3 protein-coding genes are annotated in these 23726 nt (G+C 73.3%); all 3 read right to left on the bottom strand.

Annotation, left to right across the window (positions count from 1 at the left end):
* Positions 1–5012, bottom strand: a 5012-nt coding sequence (locus ABZ562_RS36415; protein ID WP_361488361.1) for a type I polyketide synthase, incomplete at its 3' end; no start/stop codon positions are given.
* A 17-nt stretch (positions 5013–5029) separates the two neighbouring features.
* The gene (locus ABZ562_RS36410; RefSeq protein WP_361488358.1) at positions 5030–17053 is read right to left on the bottom strand and encodes an SDR family NAD(P)-dependent oxidoreductase; all 12024 of its coding nucleotides are present in this window, start codon (positions 17051–17053) and stop codon (positions 5030–5032) included.
* Between the two features lie 42 nt (positions 17054–17095).
* Complete coding sequence (locus ABZ562_RS36405) at positions 17096–23704, bottom strand: SDR family NAD(P)-dependent oxidoreductase (RefSeq protein ID WP_361488355.1); 6609 nt, start codon at positions 23702–23704, stop codon at positions 17096–17098.
* Positions 23705–23726: the final 22 nt, after the last annotated feature.

The raw sequence follows: 23726 nt of genomic DNA, 5'->3' as shown, positions 1-23726 counted from the left end.
GCAGGCACATCACCCCCAGCCACCCCCACCACATCAAGGTCCACCGCGACCGCCAGCGGACGCGCGAGCCGGCACGCGGCATCCAGCAGGGCCAGCGCCTTGGGGGTGGGCATCGCGGCGATGCCCGAACGGGACATCCGGGCCCGGTCCACCTCGGCGAGCTTGCCGGTCAGGCCGCTGGACCGGGCCCAGAGCCCCCATGCCACCGACAGCGCCGGAAGGCCGATGGCCCGGCGGTGAGCGGCCAGGGCATCGCAGAAGGCGTTCGCGGCCGCGTAGTTGGCCTGTCCCGGGCTGCCCAGCACTCCGGCGGCCGAGGAGAACAGCACGAACATGCCCAGCGGCAGACCCGCCGTCGCCGCGTGCAGATGGGCCGCCGCCGTGGCCTTGGCCCTCCACACCGCCGCCAGACGCTCCGGGGTCTGCGAGGCGAGTACCGCGTCGTCGAGCACACCCGCGGCGTGGATGACGCCGGTCAGCGGATGCTCCGCATCGATCCCCGCCACCAGCTCCGTCACCGCGGTCGCGTCCGTGACGTCCACCGCGGCGATTCGTACCCGCGCGCCGAGGTCTTCCAGCCGCTCGGCCAGGTCCCGTGCGCCGGGGGCGGCCGGCCCACGGCGGCTCACCAGCAGAAGGTGGCCGACCTGCCACGTACGGACGAGGTGTTCGGCGACCAGGCCGCCCAGCGTGCCCGTTCCGCCCGTGATGAGCACCGTGCCGTCGGGGTCGAGCGCGACGGGCACGTCCAACGGCTGGTCGCTGCCGGCCCGCTTCAGCCGGGGCACCAGCACCTGGCCGTCCCGTACCGCCAGCTGGGGCTCGTCCCGTTCCACCGCACAGGCGACCGCGTCCCGCACACCGTCTGTGAGCGGGTCAGCGCCGGGCGCGAGGTCGAGCAGGAGGAAGCGTCCCGGGTGCTCCGCCTGCGCACTGCGCACCAAACCCCATACGGCGGCACCTGCTACGTCCGGGGCGTCATGCTCGGCGTGGGCGACCGCACCCCGCGTCACCACCACCAACCGGGCATCGGCCAGGCGCGGTTCGGTGAGCCACCCCTGCAACAGCCTCAACGTCCGCTCCGCCAGAGACAGGCCGCCGTCCGCCGACACGGCCCCCGTGTCGGAGTGCGAAAGGCAGGCGAGGACGACGGACGGGACCGGTCCTTCGTCACCGAGTGCCGCGATCAACGACCCCAGATCCTCGTCCGCGTCGTTCGGGCCCAAGACCGCCGCCCAGTCGTCGTCATCCGCCGCGACCGGCACGGCAGGCAGCGGCGTCCACTCCAGCGCGAACAGCCCGTCCACGCCACCCGCACCCGCACCCGCAGTCCGCAACTGCTCGATGCGTGCCGGGCGGGTCACCAGGGAGTTCACCGTCAGGACCGGATCCCCGGCGGCGTCGGCCACCACCATCCGCAGTCCCCGCTCGCCGTCCACTCCGTGCTGCTGCGGGGAGATCCGTAGCCGCACGGTGGTGGCGCCGGTGGCCCACAAGGACACGCCGTTCCAGGCGAACGGCAACCACACCTGGTCGTCGCCCCGCCCCTGCTCGGACGAGGCGATCAGCAGGGCCGGGTGCAGCGCGGCGTCCAGAATCGCCGGGTGAATCCCGAAGCCCTCCTCATCCCCCGCTGCCTCGGGCAGCGCCACCTCGGCGAGGACATCCGAGCCGTCGCGCCACATCGCGCGCAGCCCCCGGAAGGACGGCCCGTACGCATATCCCGCCACCGCGGCCTGCTCGTAGAACCCGTCCAGCTCCACCGGCTGCGCGCCCGCCGGGGGCCACGCACCCCGCAAGCCCTCGGGCGTCGACTCGATGTCCTCACGTGGTGGGCTCAGTACGCCCTCCGCATGGCACACCCACCCCGCTACGGAGCCGGCGTCCCCGGGACGGGAGTACACCTGAACCTCACGCCGCCCGTCCTCTGCCGCCTCACCCACCACGACCTGTACGCGCAAGCTCCCCGACTCGGGCAGCGCCAGGGGCACCTGGAGCGCCAGCTCCTCCACCCCACCGCAGCCGACCTCGTCGGCCGCCCGCAACGCCCACTCCACGAGCACCGCGCCCGGCGCCAGTGCGGTCCCGGCCACCACATGGTCGTTGAGCCACCCCTCGCCACCGGCGGCCGTGATCCTGCCGGTGAGCAGGTGCGTACTGCCATCGGCAAGTTCGACCGCGGCACCCAGCAGCGGATGCCCGGCGGCGACCAGGCCGAGGCCACCGGGGTCGCCATTCCCACCCGATCCGGCCATCCAGAAGCGTTGGTGCTGGAACGGGTAGGTGGGCAGGTCCACGGTGCGGGGCGTCGGCTCGGCGGGGAACAAAGCCGTCCAGTCCACGGGGGCGCCCGCCACGAACGCCTGCGCGAGGGACCGTACGAGCTGCGCCCGGCCACCGTGGTCGCGGCGCAGCGTCGGCACGGTCACCGCGTCGACGCCCGCCCGCTCGAAGGTCTCCTCCATGCCGACGGTGAGCACGGGGTGGGTGCTGGCCTCGATGAACACCCGGTGCCCATCGGCCACCAGCGCCTCGACCGTCTCCGCGAACCGCACCGGCTCCCGCAGGTTCGTCACCCAGTACGCGGCGTCCAGAGCGGCCGGATCGGCGCGGCCGCCGGTCACCGTCGAGTAGAAGGTCACGTCGTTCGAGGGCGCGGCGACGGGGGCCACGCCGTCCAGTACGCGCATCAGCTCGTCGCGGATCTCGTCGACCTGGGGGCCGTGCGAGGCGTAGTCCACATCGATCAGGCGTGCCCGGTCGCCGTTCTCCCGGCATACGGACACCACTGCGGCCACCTGCTCAGGAGGACCCGAAACCACCGTCGCCGCAGGGCCGTTGACCGCCGCCACGCCCACCGCCGCGGCCTGCTCCCCGAGCCGGGCCAGTACCTGTCCGGCCTGCTCCTGGCCCACACCGAGCGACGCCATCGCCCCACCACCAGCAAGCCGGCGCAGAGCCCGGCTACGCAGCGCCACCACCCTCGCGCCATCCTCCAACGACAGCGCCCCCGCCACCACAGCCGCCGCGATCTCACCCTGACTATGGCCCACCACCGCCGCAGGCCTCACACCGTGCCCGGCCCATACCGCCGCAAGCGACACCATCACCGCCCACAACACCGGCTGCACCACATCAACCCGGTCTAAACCGCCCCCGGTGCCACGCAATACGCCACTCAGCGACCAATCCACATACGGCGACAACGCCCGCTCACACTCCACCACCCGCGCCGCAAACACCGGCGACACATCGAGCAAGGAAGCACCCATCCCCACCCACTGCGAACCCTGCCCCGGAAACACCAACACCGGACCCGCACCACCCGCCAGCGCCGGAACACCCGAACACACCACACCCGGATGCGACTCCCCCACCGCCAACGCCCCCACCCCGGCCAGCAACTCCGCACCGTCCTCACCCACCACCACCGCACGATGCTCGAACACCGACCGCGACCTGACCAACGACCAACCGACCTCGGCAGGCGTCACCTCACCACCGGCCACCCGCCCCGCCAACGCCGCCGCCTGACCCCGCAACGCCTCCACACTCCGCGCCGACAGCACCCACGGCACCACACCACCGTGTTCGGGCACCGGCTCCGCCTCGGGTGCGTCCGGTGCCTGCTCCACGATCACGTGCGCGTTGGTGCCGGAAATACCGAACGCCGACACACCCGCGCGCCGCGGGCGCTCGCCGCGCGGCCACGCCACCGGCTCGGTCAGCAGCCGTACCGCGCCACCGCTCCAGTCCGCGTGCGGGGTCGGCTCATCGACGTACAAGGTCGCGGGCAGCATTTCGTGGCGCAGCGCCATCACCATCTTGATCACACCGGCCACACCCGCCGCGCCCTGCGTATGGCCGATGTTGGACTTCAACGACCCCAGCCACAGGGGGCGGCCCTGCGGCCGGTCCTGGCCGTAGGTGGCGATCAGCGCGTCCGCCTCGATGGGGTCGCCGAGCGTGGTCCCGGTGCCATGGGCCTCGACGGCGTCCACCTCGGCGGAGGACAGCTGGGCGTTGATGAGGGCCTGTCGGATCACTCGCTGCTGCGACGGCCCGTTCGGGGCGGTCAGACCGTTCGACGCGCCGTCCTGGTTGATCGCCGAACCCCGGAGCACCGCGAGGACCTGGTGTCCGTTGCGTCGTGCGTCCGAGAGCCGTTCCAGGAGCAGCAGGCCGACGCCTTCGGAGAATCCCGTACCGTCGGCGGCCGCCGCGAAGGGCTTGCAGCGGCCGTCGGGGGCCAGCCCGCGCTGGCGGGAGAATTCCACGAAGGTGTGCGGGGTGGTCATCACCGTGACGCCGCCGGCCATGGCCAGGGTGCATTCGCCCTGCCGGAGCGCCTGGCAGGCCAGGTGCATGGCGACCAGGGATGAGGAACACGCGGTGTCCACGGTCACCGCGGGTCCTTCGAGGCCGAGGGTGAAGGCGACCCGGCCCGAGACGACGCTGAGCGTGTTGCCGGTGAGCAGATATCCTTCCGCGCTCCTTTCGATGTGGGGGGTGCCGAAGCCGAGGATTCCGGCGCCGGCGTAGACCCCGGTCGGGGTGCCCTTGAGCGAGGTGGGGTCGATTCCGGCGCGTTCGAGCAGTTCCCAGGAGACTTCCAGGAGCTGGCGCTGCTGCGGTTCGGCGGCCAGTGCCTCCCGCGGGCTGATGCCGAAGAAGGTGGCGTCGAATCCGTCGGCGCCTCGCAGGAAGCCGCCCCGGCGGACGTAGCTGGTGCCGGAGTGGTCCGGGTCCGGGTGGTACAGGCCGTCCAGGTCCCAGCCGCGGTCCTTCGGGAAGTCCCCGATGGCGTCCTGGCCGGAGGCGACGAGGTGCCACAGGTCCTCGGGGGAGGCGATCCCGCCCGGGAAGCGGCAGGCCATGCTGACGATGGCCACCGGTTCCTGCGCCCGCTCCTCCACCTCGCGCAAGCGCTGACGCGTCTGCCCCAGATCGGCCGTCACTCGCTTGAGATACTGGCGGAGCTTTTCTTCCGTACCCGTACCCGTACCCGGCATCTGTCCTCGCTCCTCCATCAGGGCAGTTCACGGTCAATGAGCGCGAACATCTCGTCGTCCGAAGCGGATTCGAGGGCGTCGAAGTCCGTCGGGCCGGGCGCCTCGGTCGATCCGCCGTTCACCTTCGCCAGCAGTCCGCTCAGCCGTGTGGCGATCCTGTGCCGTCCCTCGTCGTCCGTGTCGAGGGAGTCCAGGGTGTGGTCCAGCCTGGCCAGCTCGCCCAGAACGGGGTCCACGCCGTCCCGGCCCGCGGTGGGTGCGTCGTCGGGTGCGAGCCGTTCCAGCAGGTAATCGGCGAGCACCGCGGCCTCGGGGTAGTCGAAGACCATCGCGGCGGGCAGCCGCAGCCCGGTGGCGGCGGCGAGCCGGTTGCGCAGTTCCACGGCGGTCAGCGAATCGAAGCCGAGTTCCTTGAAGCTGGTCTCGGCCTGTACCGCGTTCACGTCCGTGTGTCCCAGCACGGTGGCCGCGTGAGCGCGGACCAGGCCCAGCACCAGCCGGTGGCGCTCGGTCGGCGACAGCCCGGCCAGCCTGTCGGCCCAGTCGACGGGCTGTTCCGCGTCGGCGGCCGCCGCCGTACGCCGTCCGGTGCCGCCACCGCCGCTGGTGGTGGCGAGTGCGCGCAGGATGGCGGGCAGGCGCTCGGCGGGCAGGGCGGCCAGGGTGCGGGGGTTCACGTCGGCCGCCACCAGCAGGTCGCCGCCGTGCTGGACGGCGGCGTCGAGCAGGGCCAGGCCCTGCTGAGTGCCGAGGGCGCCCACGCCCGTACGGGCCATGCGGGCGAGGTCGGCCTCGGCCAGGTGGCCGGTCATGCCGCTGGCGTCGGCCCACAGCCCCCAGGCCACCGACAGTCCCGGCAGCCCTTCGGCCCGGCGGCGGGCGGCCAAGGCGTCGCAAAAGGCGTTCGCCGCCGCGTAGTTGGCCTGCCCGGGGCTGCCCAGCACCCCGGCCGCGGAGGAGAACATCACGAACATGCCGAGCCGCAGATGCGCGGTGGCCGCGTGCAGATGGGCCGCCGCCGTGGCCTTGGCGTCCCATACTCGTGCCACCCGCTCCGGGGTCTGGGAGGTGAGCACCGCGTCGTCGAGTACACCCGTGGCGTGGATGACTCCGGTCAGCGGATGCTCCGGACCGATCCCCGCCACCAGCTCCTTCACCGCGGCCGCGTCCGTGACGTCCATCGCGACCACTCGCACGTGGGCGCCCAGTTCGAGGAGACGGGTGGCCAGTTCGGCGGCGCCCGGTGCGTCCGGGCCGCGCCTGCTCGCCAGCACCAGGTGGCGGACCCGCCAGGTGCGTACGAGGTGTTCGGCGACGACGCCGCCCAGGGTGCCGGTGCCGCCCGTGATGAGTACCGTACCGTCCGGGTCCACGGTGGCGGGCACGTCGAGGACCAGCTTGCCGGTGTGGCGGGCCTGGCTGAGCTGCCGCAGCGCTTCTCGCGCCCTGCTCAGCGGCCATGTCCGTACGGGTGCGGGCCGCAGCGCCCCGGCGGTGAACAGCTCCCGTAGCGTGCGCAGCATCTCGCCGACGCGGTCCGGCCCGGCGTCGGGCACCAGGTCGAAGGCCCGGTAGCGGACACCGGGGTGGGTGGCGGCGATGTGCCGCGGGTCGCGGATGTCGGTCTTGCCCATTTCGGAGAGCCGTCCGCCGTCGGCCAGCAGGCGCAGGGAGGCGTCGACGAAGGGGCCGGCGAGGCTGTTCAGCACCACATCCACGCCACGGCCGCCGGTGGCGTCCCGTAGTTCGGTCTCGAAGTCGAGGGTGCGGGACGAGGCCCGGTGTGCGGGGTCGATGCCCATTTCCTCCAGCACCGCGTGCTTTCCGGGACTCGCCGTGGCGTACACCTCGGCGCCCAGGTGGCGGGCGATCTGGACGGCGGCCGCGCCGACGCCGCCGGTCGCGGCGTGGATGAGCACCGACTCCCCGCGCCGCAGTCCGGCCAGGTCCACCAGTCCGTACCAGGCGGTGAGGAACACCACCGGTACGGCGGCGGCCTGCTGGAAGGTCCAGCCGTCCGGGATCGCCACCACCATCCGCGCGTCCGCCACCGCCAGTGAGCCGAAAGCGCCTTCGAACAGGCCCATCACACGGTCGCCCACGGCGAGCCCGGTCACCCCGGCGCCGATGTCCGTGACGACGCCCGCGCCCTCACTGCCCCGGAACACGCCGCCACCCGGGTACATCCCCACGGCGATCAGGGCGTCGCGGAAGTTGACTCCTGCCGCGTGGATCGCGATACGGACCTCACCGGGGCCGAGCGGTTCCAGCACCTCGGGGCAGGGCACCGGGGTCACGTTCTCGATGGTCGCGGCGCCTTCCACGGCGAGTCGCCAGGCCGGTTGCGCCACGGGGGCCACCAGGCCGCCGCTTCCGGCGGCCCCGGCGCGCGTCAGCCGCGGCGCCCACACCCGGCCCGCCCGAACCGCCACCTGCGGTTCGGCCATCCCCATCGCGCGCAGCACCCCCTCCAGGACACCTGCGCCCGGCGCATCATCCGCGCGGCCACGGGGGTCGAGGTCGAGCAGGACGAACCGGTCGGGGTTCTCCGCCTGCGCGCTGCGCAGCAGCCCCCACACCGCCGCCCCGGCCGCGTCCACGGCATCCGCTCCGGGGCCGTCCCCGTCCGGCGCACCGGCCGCGACGGCGCCTCGCGTCACCACCACCAACCGGGCGTCGGCCAGCCGGGGTTCGGCCAGCCACTCCCGCAGCAGGCTCACCATGCGCTGGACGGCCGCCATGCCCTCGGCCGGGGTGGCGGCCGGGGCGGGCGGGACACCGGTCAGCGCCACCGAGGGGAGGGGCCTGCCACCGTCGGCCGCCGCGAGCAGCGACGCCAGATCCGGGTGGCGTACGGCGCCCTCGGTGTCCCAGTCCGCCGGGCCCAGCACCACCCAGTCGCCGCCGTCGGCCACGGACTCCGGTGCCCCCGGCAGCGGGATCCAGTCCAGCGTGAAGAGCCCGTCCGCGCCGCGTCGGCCCGGGGTGCGCCACTGGTCCGGACGGGCGGGGCGCAGCACGAGCGAGTCGACGGTGAGGACCGGGTCGCCCTGGGCATCGGCCACGGTCACTCGCAGCGCCCGCTCGCCGTCCGCGTTCCGCTCCTGCGGCGACAGCCGGACCCGTACCGTGGTCGCCCCGGCGGCCCACAGGGACACTCCGTTCCAGGTGAACGGCAGCCACATCCGGCCGTCGTCGTCCTGCCCTGGCGGCCGTCCGGTGAGCAGGGCGGCCGGGTGGAGTACGGCGTCCAGCAGCGCGGGGTGGATGCCGAAGCCGTCGCGGTCACCGGCGGCCTCGGGCAGCGCCACCTCGGCCAGCACATCGACGCCGTCCCGCCAGAGCGTGCGTACGCCCTGGAAGGCGGTCCCGTACGCGTATCCGTCGGCGGCGGCCCGGTCGTAGAAGCCGTCCGCGTCCACCGGTTCCGCGCCCGGTGGCGGCCATGCCCCGAAGGGCTCGGGTGCCGGGTGGCCGGGGGACGGGGCGAGGACGCCGTCGGCGTGACACCGCCATGTGTCGTCGCTGCCGGTGTCCGGGCGGGAGTGGACGCGCATCTCGCGGCGGCCGTCCTCGTCGGCCGCGCCCACCGCCACCTGGACGCGCAGCCCGCCGGATTCGGGCAGGATCAGCGGGGTTCGCAGGGTCAGTTCGTCCACCACCGCGCATCCGGCCTCGTCGGCGGCCCGTAGCGCCCATTCGACCAGCGCGGCGCCCGGCACCAGGGGTGCCCCGGCCACCACGTGTTCGGTCAGCCAGCCGTGGCCGCCGCCGGTGGCGATGCGGCCGGTGAGCAGATGGCTGCCTGCGTCGGCGAGTTCGACGGCGGCCCCCAGGAGGGGGTGGTCGGCGGAGGTCAGTCCGAGGTCGGCGGGGTCGCCGCCGCGTCCGTCCGCCCCGTCCAGCCAGTAGCGGTCGCGCTGGAAGGCGTACGTCGGCAACGGGACGGTACGGGGCGTGGGGTCGGCCGGGAACAGGGGGGCCCAGTCCGTCTCGACCCCGGCGGTGAACGCCTGGGCCATCGAGCGCACCAGCTGGGCCAGACCGCCGTGGTCGCGCCGCAGGGTGGGGACCACGATGGCATCGCTGCCCACTTCCTCGAAAGTTTCCTGCATGCCGACAGTGAGGACGGGGTGGGTGCTGACCTCGATGAACACGCGGTGGCCAGCGGCCAGGGCGGCCCGTACGGCGTCGGCGAACCGCACCTGGTCACGCAGGTTGCGCACCCAGTACGCGGTGTCGAGTCCGGCGGGGTCGGCAGGACCGGCGGTCACGGTGGAGTAGAAGACCGCGTCCGAACCGGGCTCTCGTGCGGGCTGAACGCCTTCCAGCAGCCGGGTGAGTTCGCCGGTGATCTCGTCGACCTGGGGGCTGTGGGAGGCGTAGTCCACCTCGATCGTCCGGGCCCGCTCGCCGGAGTCACGGCAGGCGGCCACGGCCGCGGCCACCTGCTCGGACGGTCCGGACACCACCGTCGAGGCGGGCCCGTTGACGGCCGCCACCACCACCGCGGCCGCGCGCTCGCCCAGGTCGGTGAGCAGCCGCTCGGCCCGTTCCCGGCCCACGCCGAGGGAGGCCATCGCCCCGCCGCCCGCGAGTCGCCGCAGGGCGCGGCTGCGCAGGGCCACGATGCGGGCGCCGTCGTCGAGGGAGAGCGCCCCGGCCACGCAGGCGGCGGCGATCTCGCCCTGGCTGTGGCCCACGACGGCGGCGGGTGTCACGCCATGACCGGCCCACACGGCGGCCAGGGACACCATCACCGCCCACAGCACCGGCTGCACCACATCGACGCGGCTCAGCTCGGCGGCGCCTTCCGTGCCGCGCCCGCGCAGTACGTCGGTGAGCGACCAGCCGACATAGGGGGCCAGGGCCCGTTCGCAGGCGGCCACCCGCTCCGCGAACACGGGTGAGGTGTCGAGGAGTTCGGCGCCCATCCCCTGCCACTGCGATCCCTGGCCGGGGAACACCAGCACCGGGCCGGCCGCGCGGGGGCCCGTCCCCGTATGAGACCGCACGACGCCCGGGTGGGTTTCGTCGGCCGCGAGTGCTTCCACGGCGGCCAGCAGTTCCGTCCGGCTTTCGCCGACGACCACGGCCCGGTGGTCGAAGAGGGTGCGGGTCCTGATGAGTGACCAGCCCACCTCGGCGGGCGTGGCCCCGGGGGTGGTGCCGAGGTGGGCGGCCAGGGCCCGGGCCTGCTCGCGCAGCGCCGTGACGCCACGTGCGGACAGCACCCAGGGCACCACGCCCTGGTGGGCGGCGGGCTCCGCCGTGTCGGTCGGCTCCGGTACCTGTTCGAGGATCACATGGGCGTTGGTGCCGCTGATGCCGAAGGAGGACACGGCGGCCCGGCGGGGCCGGTCCTCGTGTGGCCATTCCACCGCCTCGGTCAGCAGCCGTACGCCGTCCTGCCACTCCACATGCGGGCTCGGTGCGTCGATGTGCAGGGAGGCGGGCAGCAGTCCGTGCCGCATCGCCATCACCATTTTGATGACGCCCGCGGCCCCGGCGGCTGCCTGGGTGTGGCCGATGTTCGACTTGATGGAGCCGAGCCACAGGGGCCGTCCGCCGGCCCGCTCCTGTCCGTAGGTGGCGAGCAGTGCCTGTGCCTCGATCGGGTCGCCCAGCGTCGTACCGGTGCCGTGGGCCTCCACCGCGTCGATGTCCGCCGGCGTGAGGCGGGCGGTGGCGAGCGCCTGCCGGATCACCCGCTGCTGCGCGGGGCCGTTGGGGGCGGTCAGGCCGTTGGAGGCGCCGTCCTGGTTGACGGCCGAGCCCCGGAGCAGGGCGAGCACCTGGTGGCCGTTGCGCCGGGCGTCCGACAGCCGTTCCAGGACGAGGAGTCCGATGCCCTCGCCCCAGCCCGTTCCGTCGGCCGCCTCCGCGAACGGCTTGCAGCGGCCGTCCGTGGCCAGTCCGCGCTGCCGCGAGAACTCGACGAAGGTGTTCGGCGTGGCCATCACGGTCACGCCGCCCGCCAGGGCCAGCGCGCATTCGCCCTGGCGCAGCGCCTGGGCCGCGAGGTGCATGGCCACCAGCGACGACGAACACGCCGTGTCCACCGTCACCGCGGGCCCCTCCAGGCCGAAGGTGAACGCGACCCGGCCGGAGGCGATGCTCGGGGTGCTGCCGGTCATCAGGCGGCCCTCGACACCCTCCGGGGTGCGGCCCAGGAAGCGGCTGCCGTAGTCGTCGTACATGACGCCGGTGATCACGGCGGTCCGGCTGCCGCGCAGGGTCACCGGGTCGATGCCCGCGTCCTCGAAGGCCTGCCAGGCGGTCTCCAGCAGCAGCCGCTGCTGCGGGTCGGTGGCCAGCGCCTCGCGCGGGCTGATGCCGAAGAACTCGGCGTCGAAGCGTGCGGCGTCGTACAGGAAACCGCCCTCGCGGGCGTAGCTGGTGCCGGGGTGGTCCGGATCCGGGTCGAAGAGCCCGGCCAGGTCCCAGCCCCGGTCCGCGGGGAACGCGCCGATCGCGTCGACGCCCTCGGACACCAGCCGCCACAGCTCGTCCGGCGAGTCGGCACCGCCCGGGTAGCGGCAGGCCATGCCGACGATGGCGATGGGGTCACCGTCGGTGGCCACCGTCGAGGCCACGGGGGCGAGTGGTGTTCCGTCGCGGGCCCCGATCAGCTTTTCGCGCAGGAAGCCCACCAGGGCGTCGGGGGTCGGATAGTCGAAGATGACGGTGGCCGGGATCCGGGTCCCGGTGGCCGCGTTGAGCCGGTTGCGCAGGTCGAGGGCGGTCAGGGAGTCGAAGCCGAGTTCCTGGAAGGCCCGGCCCAGCTCGATGGTCTCCGGTGCCGGATGGGCGAGCACGGTGGCGACCTGGTCGCGGACCAGCTCGCCGAGGAGACGGTCCCGTTCGGCGGCGGGCAGGCCGGCCAGCCGCTCGGCCCAGGCCACCGGCCCGGCGTCCTGGGCGGGTGGCCGGGCGGGGCTGGGCACCAGGGCCCGCAGTACGGGTGGCAGCGGCCCGGTGGCGGCCCGGGCGCGCAACGCGGCCGGATCGAACCGGGCCGGTACGAGGACGGGGTACGGGGTGGTCAGCGCGGTGTCCAGCAGCACCGGCACCTGGTCGTCCGCGATGGGGGCGACACCGGAGCGCGCCATCCTGGCCAGGTCGGTGTCGTCGAGGTCATGGGTCATGCCACCGGCCGGGGCCAGCAGCCCCCAGGCCAGCGTGTGGGTTGCCAGGCCCTCGGCGCGTCGGTGTTCGGCGAGGGCGTTGAGGAACATGTTGGCGGCCGCGTAGTTGGCCTGGCCTCCGTTGCCCATGACGGAGGCGGCGGAGGAGAACATCACGAACGCCGCCGGAGCCATCTCACGGGTCAGCCGGTGCAGATGCCATGCCGCGTCGAGCTTCGGGGCGAGTACGGCGTCGAACCGATCGGGGGTCAGCGAGGTGACCACCCCGTCGTCCAGCACGCCGGCGGCGTGGACGACGGCCGTCAGCGGATGGGCGGCGGGGATCGTGGCCAGCAGACCGGCCACCGCGTCCGGATCGGCGACGTCACAGGCCGCCACCCGCGCCTCCGCCCCCAGGCCGGCCAGTTCGGCGGTGAACGCGTCGATGTCGTGTGCGGCCGGGCCGCGCCGGGAGACCAGCAGCAGACGCCGGGCGCCGTGCGCGGTGGCCAGATGCCGGGCGACCAGTCGGCCGAGGGCCCCGGTGCCGCCGGTGATGAGGATGGTTCCGTCCGGGTCGAGGGCGGGAGGCGGCGCCCCGTCGGGGCGGACCCGCGCCAGACGGGGCACGCGTACGGTCCCGGCCCGTACCGCCAGCTCGGTTTCACCGGCCGCCACGGCGGCCGGGAAGGCGGTGCGCAGGGCGTGGCGGGAGGCCGGGTCGTCGTCCAGGTCCAGCAGCAGGATGCGCTCGGGATGTTCGGCCTGTGCGGCGCGGACCAGGCCCCACAGGGGTGCGGTGGTCAGGTCGGCGGGTGGGTCCTCTGCGGTGGCGGCGATCGCGCCGTGGGTGGTGATCACCAGCCGGGCCGTGCCGAACCGCTCGTCGGTCAGCCATGCGCGCAGCGTGTCCAGCACCTGGTGGGCGGCCGCGCGCACCCGCGCGGGGGCCTGGTCGGGATCGGGCGACGCGATGTCGCGGCCGGGGCACCTCAGGATGACGAGGCTCGGAACGGGCAGCCCTGCGCCGATGGCGGTCTGCAGCGCGGCCAGGTCCGGGTGGGTGGGGACGGGTTCGCGGCCGCCATCCACGTCCAGGGGGTCGGGGCCGATGACGGCCCAGCCCCCGGCCGGTGCCGGTTGGCCTGCGGGCAGCGGTTCGGGCTGGTGCTGGGGCTGCCAGTCGAGCCGGTACAAGGAGTCGGTACGCGGGGCGCGCCACCGGTCGGCGGGGATCTCGCGCAGCCCGAGGGTTTCGATGGTGGCGGCCACGGCGCCGTGGTCGTCGGTCAGGGTGAGCGCGACGGTGTCGGGGCCGGTCGGGGTGATGCGGACCCGTAGCCGGCTGGCGCCGGTGGCGAACAGCCGGACCCCGCTGAAGGAGAACGGCAGCCTGACGGTGCTCGGTGTGCGCCCACGACGCGCGCGGTCGGCGTTGAACAGTTCCTCCACCGGGTGCAGTGCGCTGTCGAGGAGGGCGGGATGCAGGCCGAAGCCCTCGGCCTCGCCGCGCTGCTCGCTGGTCAGGCGCACCTCGGCCAGCAGGTCCTCACCGTGCCGCCACGCGGCGTGCAGTCCGCGGAAGGCGGGGCCGTACGCGTACCCCTGCTCGGTGAGGCGCCGGTACAGGTCCGCCACGTCGACCGGGACGGCGTCGGCCGGTGGCCACGACGCCGGGGATGCCTCCGGGGCGGGCGCTGCCGGGGCCGCGGGGGCGAGGAGCCCTATGGCGTGGCGGCGCCAGGTGTCCGTGGTTCCCGGGGCCTCGTCGTCCTCATCCGCGGGGCGGGAGGAGAGGGTGAGCGTCCGTCGGCCCGCGTCGTCGGGGGCGGCGATGGCCAGCTGGACGCATACCGCGCCGGATGCGGGCAGGAGCAGCGGAGTCTCGAGGGTGAGGTCGTCGACCAGGCCGCACCCGGTCCGCGCACCGGCGAGCAGGGCCAGCTCCAGGAGGGCCGTCCCGGGCAGTGGCACGCTGCCCGCGATGGTGTGATCCGCCAGCCAGGGGTGGGTGTTCAGCGACAGCCGCCCGGTGAGGAGCAGTTCGCCGTCGGGTGTTTCCACGACGGCCTGGAGGAGGGGGTGGCCGGTGGCACCGAGTCCGGCGGCGCGTACGTCTGCGGTGCCGTTCGGGGCCGGCCGCCAGTAGCGTTCGCGCTGGAAGCGGTAGGTGGGCAGGTCGACGTGGCCCGCGCCGTCCGGGAGCGCGGCGGAGAAGTCGGCGGTGCCGCCGTCGATGTGGATGCGGGCCAGGGCGGAGAGCAGGGTGCGGGGCTCGTCGCGGCCGTGGCGCAGGGCGGCGGCGAACACCGGCGCCGTCCCGTCGGCCGTCCCCTCGGTGGCGAGGGCGTCCTCGGCCATGGTGGTGAGGACGGCGTCCGGGCCGAGTTCGAGGTAGCGCACCACGCCCTCGGCGCGCAGGGTCCGCAGCCCGTCGTGGAACCGTACGGGCTCGCGGACGTGGCGTACCCAGTACTCCGGGTCGCGCAGCTGGTCGGCGTCGGCCGGCTCACCCGTGAGGTTGGAGATCACCGGGATGTGCGGCGCGTGGTAGGTGAGGGTGCGGGCGACTTCGCGGAAGTCGTCCAGCATGGGCTGGAGGAGCGGCGAGTGGAAGGCATGGCTGACGCGCAGCCGCTTGGTGCGGTGGCCGCGCTCCCTGAGGGTGCGCACCACCTCCTCTACGGCGTCCGCGGCGCCGGACACCACGAGGGCGGTGGGGCCGTTGACGGCGGCCAGGGAGAGACGGTCCGCATGCCCGCTGAGCAGGGGGACGACCTGTTCCTCGGTGGCTTCGACGGCGGCCATGGCGCCACCGGCCGGGAGCGCCTGCATGAGGCGCCCCCGGGCGGCGACGAGCGTGCAGGCGTCCGGGAGTGACAGAACGCCCGCCACATGTGCGGCGACGATTTCGCCGACGGAGTGGCCGGTCAGATATCCGGGGGCGAGCCCGAAGGACTCCACCAGCCGGAAGAGGGCGGTCTCCAGGGCGAAGAGGGCCGCCTGGGTCAGTCCGGTGCGGTGCAGGGAGCGGGCCTCGGCGGTGTGCTCGGCGGGGTCCTCGGCGGCGAAGAGGATGTCGCGCAGCGAGCACCCCAGGAGTGGGTCCAGATGGGCGCAGGTCTCATCCAGGGCCCTGGCGAACACCGCGAAGGTCCGGTACAACTGCGCGCCCATGCCGGGCCGTTGGCTGCCCTGACCGGTGAACATGAACGCCGTGGCACCGGAGCGGGCCGCCCCGGCCCGGGTCAGCCCGGGGTGGTCCCGGCCATCGGCCAGCGCGCGTACGGCCGTCAGCAGCTGGTCGCGGTCATCGCCGAGGACCACCGCCCGGTGTTCGAAGGCGGTACGGGTCCTGGCGAGCGACCAGCCCACGTCGGCCAGGGGCAGCCCCGGATGGGCGTCGGCATGGGCGGCCAGTGCCGCGGCCTGGTCGCGCAGCGCCTGGCCGGTACGGGCGGACAGCACCCAGGGCAGCGCGCGGCCGCCGGGCGGTGTGCTCTCGGTGGGCGTACGCCTTGGAGCGTCGGCCGGTGCGGATTCGAGGAGGAGGTGGGCGTTGGTTCCGGAGATGCCGAACGAGGACACCGCGGCCCGGCGCGGGCGTTCCCCCGATGGCCAGGGGACGGGTTCGGTGAGTAGGCGTACGGCGCCCGCGTCCCAGTTCACATGAGGGGTGGGTCGTTTGACGTTCAAGGTGGCGGGCAGCGTTTCGTGCCGCATCGCCATGATCATCTTGATGACGCCCGCCACGCCCGCCGCGCCCTGGGTGTGGCCGATGTTCGACTTGACGGACCCCAGCCACAGGGGCTTTCCGTCGGGCCGGTCCTGGCCGTACGTGGTCAGCAGCGCATGCGCCTCGATGGGGTCGCCCAGCCGGGTGCCGGTGCCATGGGCCTCGACCACGTCCACCTCGGCCGTCGACAGTCGGGCGTTCGCCAACGCCTGGGTGATGACGCGCTGTTGGGAGGGTCCGTTGGGCGCGGTCAGGCCGTTCGAGGCGCCGTCCTGGTTGATGGCCGAGCCCCTGATGACCGCCAGTACCCGATGGCCGTGGCGGCGGGCGTCGGACAGCCGCTCCAGCAGCACCAGGCCGACGCCCTCGGCGAAGGCGGTGCCGTCCGCGTCCGCGGAGAACGCCTTGCACCGGCCGTCGGGCGCGAGGCCCCGCTGCCGGGAGAACTCGGTGAACACGTTCGGGATGGCCATCACCGTCACGCCACCGGCCAGGGCCAGCCCGCATTCGCCCTGCCGCAGCGCCTGACAGGCCAGATGCATCGCCACCAGCGACGACGAACACGCCGTGTCCACCGTCACCGCGGGCCCTTCGAGCCCGAGCGTGTACGCCACCCGGCCCGACAGCACACTGGGGGCGTTGCCCGTCACCAGATAGCCCTCGGCGCTCCTGTCGATGTGCGGCGTGCCGAAGCCGGGGAGGGCGGTCCCGGCGTAGACGCCCGTCGAGCTGCCCTTGAGCGTGACAGGGTCGATCCCGGCGCGCTCCAGCAGTTCCCAGGCCACCTCCAGCAGCAGCCGCTGCTGGGGGTCGACGGCCACGGCCTCGCGCGGGCTGATGCCGAAGAACTCGGGGTCGAACCGGTCGGCGTCGTACAGGAAGCCGCCCTCACGGGCGTGGCTGGTGCCGGGGTGGTCGGGGTCCGGGTGGAACAGGTTCTCCAGGTCCCAGCCGCGGTCCGTGGGGAACTCCCCCATCGCGTGGTCGCCGGAGGCGACGAGCCGCCACAGGTCCTCGGGCGTCCGTACACCGCCCGGATACCGGCAGGCCATGCTCACCACGGCCACCGGCTCCTGGGAGCGGTCCTCCATGGCGCGGAGCCGGCGGCGTGTCTCGTGGAGATCGCCCGCCACTCGCCTCAGATAGTCGACCAGCTTCTCTTCATCAGCATGCGGCACAGAGGGTCACCCGGCCTTCCACGAAAGGGCGCGCCACGTCGGTCATGACAGGCCAAGCTCGTTGTCGATGAAATCCAGCACCTGATCGGCGGTCGCGACCTGCAGCCGCTCCACGGCGCCGCCGTCGTCCTCGTCCGAGGGACACATCGTTTTCCAGCGCGAAAGCAATGTCTCCAGCCTGGTCGTGACGGCCCCGCAATCCAGCTCGTCGACGGCCACGGCGGTCAGGCTGTTCTCCAGCCTGACCAGCTCGTTGAAGACCGGGTGCGGGATGTCCCGCCCCCGTCCCCCGGCGTCGTCCGGCGCGAGTTGATGGCGCAGGTGTTCGGCGAGCGCGGCCGCTTCGGGATGGTCGAAGACGAGCGCCGCGGGCAGCCGCAGCCCGGTGGCAGCGCTCAGCCGGTTGCGCAGTTCGACCCCGGTCAGCGAATCGAAGCCCAGGTCCTTGAACGAGGCGTCGGGGTGAACCGTGGCGGGGTCGGCGTGGCCCAGCACAGTGGCGGCGTGGCCGCGTACGAGGTTGAGCAGCAGCCGGTGCTGCTCGGTCGACGGCAGTCCGCGGAGCCGGCCGGCCCAGTCGGCCGGCTGGCCACCGGCCGCCGCGGTCGGCCTGCCACGGCCGCTGCCGCCGGTGGTCGCGAGCGCCCGGAGCGGGGTGGGCAGGGTGGCGGTGTCCTGGGCGGCCAGGGCCCGGGGGTCCAGCTTGAGCGCCAGCAGATGGGGACGGCCCTGGCGGTACGCAGCGTCCAGCAGGGCCAGCCCCTCCTCGGTGGTGTGGGCCGTGATCCCCAGGCGCCCGATCCTGGCGAGGTTGGCGGTGTCCAGCCGGGCGGTGAGGCCGCTGGTGGCCGCCCACAACCCCCAGGCCACCGACAACCCCGGCAGCCCGGCGGCCTGGCGGTGGTCGGCGAGGGCATCGCAGAAGGCGTTGGCCGCCGCGTAGTTGGCCTGGCTGGGAGTTCCCAGATCGGAGGCGAAGGAGGAGAACATGACGAAGGTGGCGAGTCGCAGATGTGCCGTCGCCGCGTGCAGATTGGCCGCGGCCGTGGCCTTGGCCGCCCATGCCCGGGTCAGCCGCTCCGGGGACTGCGCGGGAAGCATCGCGTCGTCCAGCACGCCCGCGGCGTGGATGACACCGGTCAGCGGATGCGCCGGATCGATGCCCGCGACGAGAGCGCTGACGGTGATGGGGTCGGCCACGTCGGCCGCTTCGATCCGTACGTCCGCACCCAACTCGTTGAGGCGGGTGGCTAGTTCCTTGGCGGTGGGGGCATCGGGACCGCTGCGGCTGACCAGCAGCAGATACCGGACCCCCCAGACACGGACCAGATGCTCGGCCACCTGCCCGCCCAGAGTCCCGGTACCGCCCGTGATCAGCACCGTGCCCTCGGGATCCACCCGGGCCGGGACATCGAGCACCAGCTTGCCGGTGTGCTTGGCCTGGCTCAGGTGCCGTAGCGCCTCCCGCGCCCGCCACAACGGCCACACCCGCACCGGAGGCGGCACCAAAACACCCGAACCGAACAGCCCGCTCAGCTCGCCCAGCATCCGGCCGATACGCTCCGGCCCCGCAGCTGTGATCAGGTCGTATGCCACGTACCGTACCCCGGGATACTCGGCCGCGATCTGCTCCGGATCACGAACGTCGGTCTTCCCCATCTCCAGCAACCGACCAGCACCAGCCAGCAACCGCAGGGAAGCATCCACGAACGGCCCAGTCAGACTGTTCAATACGACATCCACACCACGGCCACCAGTGGCCTCCCACACCACGTGCTCAAAATCCAGATCACGAGACGAAGCCCGGTGCGCACGGTCGATGCCCATCTCCTCCAGCACCGCGTGCTTGCCGGGACTCGCCGTGGCGTAGACCTCCGCGCCCAGGTGGCGGGCGATCTGCACCGCCGCCATCCCCACACCACCCGTCGCGGCATGGATCAGCACCGACTCCCCCGACCGGAGTCCGCCCAGCTCGACCAGCCCGTACCAGGCGGTGAGGAACACCACGGGTACCGCGGCGGCCTGCTGGAAGCTCCAGCCGGAAGGGATGGGGACGACCGTACGTGCGTCCGCCACCGCCAGCGGGCCGAACGCGCCCTCGAACAGGCCCATCACCCGGTCGCCCACGGCCAGGCCCGTCACCTCGGGCCCGGTCTCCAGGACCACACCGGCACCCTCGCTGCCCGCGAACACGGCGTCACCCGGATACATGCCCAGCACGATCAACGCGTCGCGGAAGTTCACGCCCGCCGCATGGACCGCGATACGAACCTGCCCGGCGCGCAGCGGTTCCAGCACCTCCGGACACGCCACGGGCTGCACACTCTCCACGGTCGCGGCGCCGACGACCCCGAGCCGCCACGTGGATTGCCCCGCGGTAGGCACCAGTCCGCCCCCGACGGCCCGCACCAGCCGGGGCACCAGCACCTGCCCCGCGCGCAGGGCCAGCTGCGACTCGTCCGTCTCCACGGCTCGCAGTACGGCGTTCAGCACACTGCCGTGGTCGAGGTCCGGTGCCTCCGATTCCACGTCGAACAGCACGAGCCGGCCCGGATTCTCCGCCTGCGCGCTGCGTACCAGGCCCCAGAGCGCGGCACCGGGCACATCCACACTTCCGGTGTCGTCGGCTGGTACGGCCCCACGCGTCACCACCACCAACCGTGACTCGGCGAGCCGGGGTTCGGCCAGCCAGTCCTGCAACAGCCTCAGGACCCGCTCCGCCGACGCCAGCCCATCGGCCGCCATGGCATGGACGTCGGCCGACGCGACGGCAGCGGGCTGATACGCCAGGACAACCGCAGGAGCCGGTGTTCCACCGTCGAGCGCGGCGATCAACGAGTGCAGATCCGGGGTGGCTTCGCTGCCCAGAGCCGCCCAGCTCATGCCATCGGTGCTGCTGTTGTCGTGTGCGAGAGGCAAGGGAGTCCAGTCGATGGCGAACAGACCGTCCGCGCCCGGGGCCTGCGCGCTCCGCAGCTGGTCTTCGCTCGCCGGGCGCAGCACCACCGCGTCGGCGCTCAGCACGGGGGCGCCCACCGCATCGGCCACCGTCACCCGCACGGTCCGCTCGCTGGCGCCGCCTCCCTCCCGGGGGGACAGCCGGACCCGTACGCTGGTCGCCCCTTGGGCCCGGAGCGACACCCCGTTCCAGGTGAACGGCAGCCACACCCGCCCGTGAGCCGACTCGGTGTCCGTCAGGTCCTGGCCGGTCAGCAGGACGGGATGCAGCGCCGCATCGAGCAGCGCCGGGTGGATACCGAACCCGGTGTGCTCGCCCGCGGCCTCCGGCAACACCACCTCGGCCAGCAGATCCGTCCCGTCGCGCCACACCGCGCGCAGCCCCTGGAAGGACGGACCGTACGCATACCCCGAGGCCCGGACCTGTGCGTAGAAATCCTCCAGCGCCACGGGGTCCGCCCCTGCCGGAGGCCATACGCCGCCCAGCCCTTCCGCCGCGCTCTCCCCCTCGCCCTCCGGGGCCGGGCTCAGCACGCCCTCCGCGTGGCACACCCACCCGGCGGACGACTCGCCCTCTCCCTCGGGACGGGAGTAGAGGTGCACCTCGCGCCGCTCGTCGGCGCCGGGCGGCCCGACCACGATCTGCAGGCGAAGCCCGCCCGTTTCCGGCAGTACCAGCGGGACCTGGAGCGCCAGCTCCTCCACACCACCGGCGCCGACCTCGTCGGCGGCCCGCAGCGCCCACTCCACCAGCGCCGCCCCCGGCACCAGCACCGCGCCCGCCACCACGTGCTCGCCGAGCCACGCGTGGGTACGCGCCGAAATCCGCCCCGTCAGCAGCCGACCGTCGCCGTTCGCCAGCTCCACGGCGGCGCTCAGCAACGGGTGCCCGACGGGGACGAGCCCGAGGTCGGTGGGGTCGGCGCCCCGACCGGTAAGGCCGTCGAGCCAGTACCGCTCGTGCTGGAAGGCGTAGGTCGGCAGATCCACGGTCCGTGGCGTGGGGTCGGCCGGGAACAGGGTCGTCCAGTCCACGGGGACGCCCGCGACGAACGCCTGCGCGAGGGACCGTACGAGCTGCGCCCGGCCACCGTGGTCGCGGCGCAGCGTCGGCACGGTCACCGCGTCGACGCCCACCCGCTCGAACGTCTCCTGCATGCCGACGGTGAGCACCGGGTGGGTGCTGGCCTCGATGAACACCCGGTGCCCATCGGCCAGCAGCGCCTCGATCGCGTCGGCGAAGCGTACGCGCTCCCGCAGATTCGTCACCCAATACGTGGTGTCCAGTCCGGTGGTGTCGATGCGGTGGCCACGCACTGTGGAGTAGAAGGCGATATCCGTACCGGAGATGTCGATTGGGCGGATGCCGGTCAGCAGATGCGCCAGTTCATCGCGGATCTCGTCGACCTGGGGCCCGTGCGAGGCGTAGTCCACATCGATCAGGCGTGCCCGGTCGCCATTCTCCCGGCACACGGACACCACTGCGGCCACCTTCTCGGGCGGACCCGAAACCACCGTGGAAGACGGCCCGTTGACGGCCGCCACACCCACCCCGGCGGCCCGATCGCCCAAGCCCGACAGCAGCCGGCCGGCCTCCTCCTGCCCCACACCGAGCGACGCCATCGCCCCACCACCAACAAGCCGGCGCAGGGCCCGGCTACGCAGCGCCACCACCCTCGCGCCATCCTCCAACGACAGCGCCCCCGCCACCACAGCCGCCGCGATCTCACCCTGACTATGGCCCACCACCGCCGCAGGCCTCACACCGTGCCCGGCCCATACCGCAGCCAAAGACACCATCACCGCCCACAACACCGGCTGCACCACATCAACCCGGCCTAAACCGCCCCCGAGACCACGCAATACGCCACTCAGCGACCAATCCACATACGGCGACAACGCCCGCTCACACTCCGCCAGCCGCGCCGCAAACACCGGCGACACATCGAGCAAGGAAGCACCCATCCCCACCCACTGCGAACCCTGCCCCGGAAACACCAACACCGGACCCGCACCACCCGCCAGGGCCGGCACACCCGAGTGCACCACATCCGGGTGGGGCTCCCCGGCCGCCAGCCCCTCGACCGCTGCCAGCAACTCCGCACGGTCCTCACCCACCACCACCGCACGATGCTCGAACACCGACCGCGACCTGACCAACGACCAACCGACCTCGGCAGGCGTCACCTCCCCATCGGCCACCCGCCCCGCCAACGCCGCCGCCTGACCCCGCAACGCCTCCACACTCCGCGCCGACACCACCCACGGCACCACACCCACAACCGGCCGGGCCCCCACAGGCTCAGGCACCTCCGGAGCCTGCTCCAGGATCACGTGGGCGTTGGTGCCGGAGATGCCGAAGGAGGACACCGCCGCCCGGCGTGGTCGGTCCAGTTCGGGCCAGGCGGTCGGCTCGGTCAGCAGCCGCACGCCGCTGCCTTCCCACTCCACATGCGGGGTCGGCTCGTCCAGGTGCAGGTTCGCCGGCAGGACCGTATGCCGCAGGGCGGTCACCATCTTGATGACGCCCGCCACCCCGGCGGCGGCGTGGGTGTGCCCGATGTGGGACTTCAGGGAGCCCAGCAGCAGCGGTCGATCGGCGGGGCGGTCCTGGCCGTACGTGGCGATCAGCGCTTCGGCCTCGATCGGGTCGCCCAGCTTCGTACCGGTGCCGTGGGCCTCCACCGCGTCCACATCGCCCGGCGACAGCTGGGCGCTGGCCAGCGCCTGGCCGATGACGCGTTCCTGGGCGACGTCGTTGGGCGCGGTCAGACCGTTCGAGGCGCCGTCCTGGTTGATTGCCGAACCCCGAAGCACCGCCAGCACCCGGTGGCCGTTGCGTCGCGCGTCCGACAGCCGCTCCAGCACCACCAGGCCGACGCCCTCGGAGAAGCCGGTACCGTCCGCGGCGGCCGCGAAGGACTTGCAGCGGCCGTCGGGGGCCAGCGCCCGCTGCCGGGAGAACTCGGTGAACATGATGGGCGTGGCGAGCGAGGTGACGCCGCCGCCCAGCGCCAGGGTGCATTCGCCCTGGCGCAGGGCCTGGCAGGCGAGGTGGATGGCCACGAGTGAGGCGGAACACGCGGTGTCCACGGTCACCGCCGGTCCCTCCAGGCCGAACGTGTAGGCCACCCGGCCCGAGATGACGCTGGTGAGGGTGCCCGTGGTGGCGTACCCCTCGAAGCCCTCGGGAATGCGCGGTGCCCGGGCCAGATAGTCCTGGCTGGACACGCCCGTGTAGACGCCGGTGCGGGTGCCTTTCAGAGTGGCGGGGTCGATTCCGGTCCGTTCCAGGGCTTCCCAGGCGATTTCCAGCACCAGCCGCTGCTGCGGGTCCATCGCCAGTGCCTCACGCGGGCTGATGCCGAAGAACGCGGCGTCGAATTGGTCGGCCTCGACGAATCCGCCCTGGCGGACGCAACTGGTGCCGTAATGCTCGGGGTCGGGGTGGTAGAGGTTTTCCAGATCCCAGCCGCGGTCCGTGGGGAAATCCCCGATCGCGTCGACGCCGGAGCTGAGCAGATCCCACAATTCCTCAGGGGAGGTGACGCCGCCCGGGAAGCGGCAGGCCATTCCCACCACGGCCACCGGCTCCTGGGCGCGCTCCTCCGCCGCACGCAAACGCTGCCGCGTATCGTGCAGGTCAGCGGAGACCCGCTTGAGGTACTCGACCAGCTTCTCTTCGTTCGCCACTAGGGTTCACCCGGCCTTCAGC

Origin of the sequence: Streptomyces sp. NPDC019937 (assembly GCF_040631655.1) — a bacterium.
GTDB lineage: Bacteria > Actinomycetota > Actinomycetes > Streptomycetales > Streptomycetaceae > Streptomyces.
The sequence above is the reverse complement of the archived record's forward strand: the minus strand, read 5'-3'. Positions and strand labels throughout refer to the sequence as shown.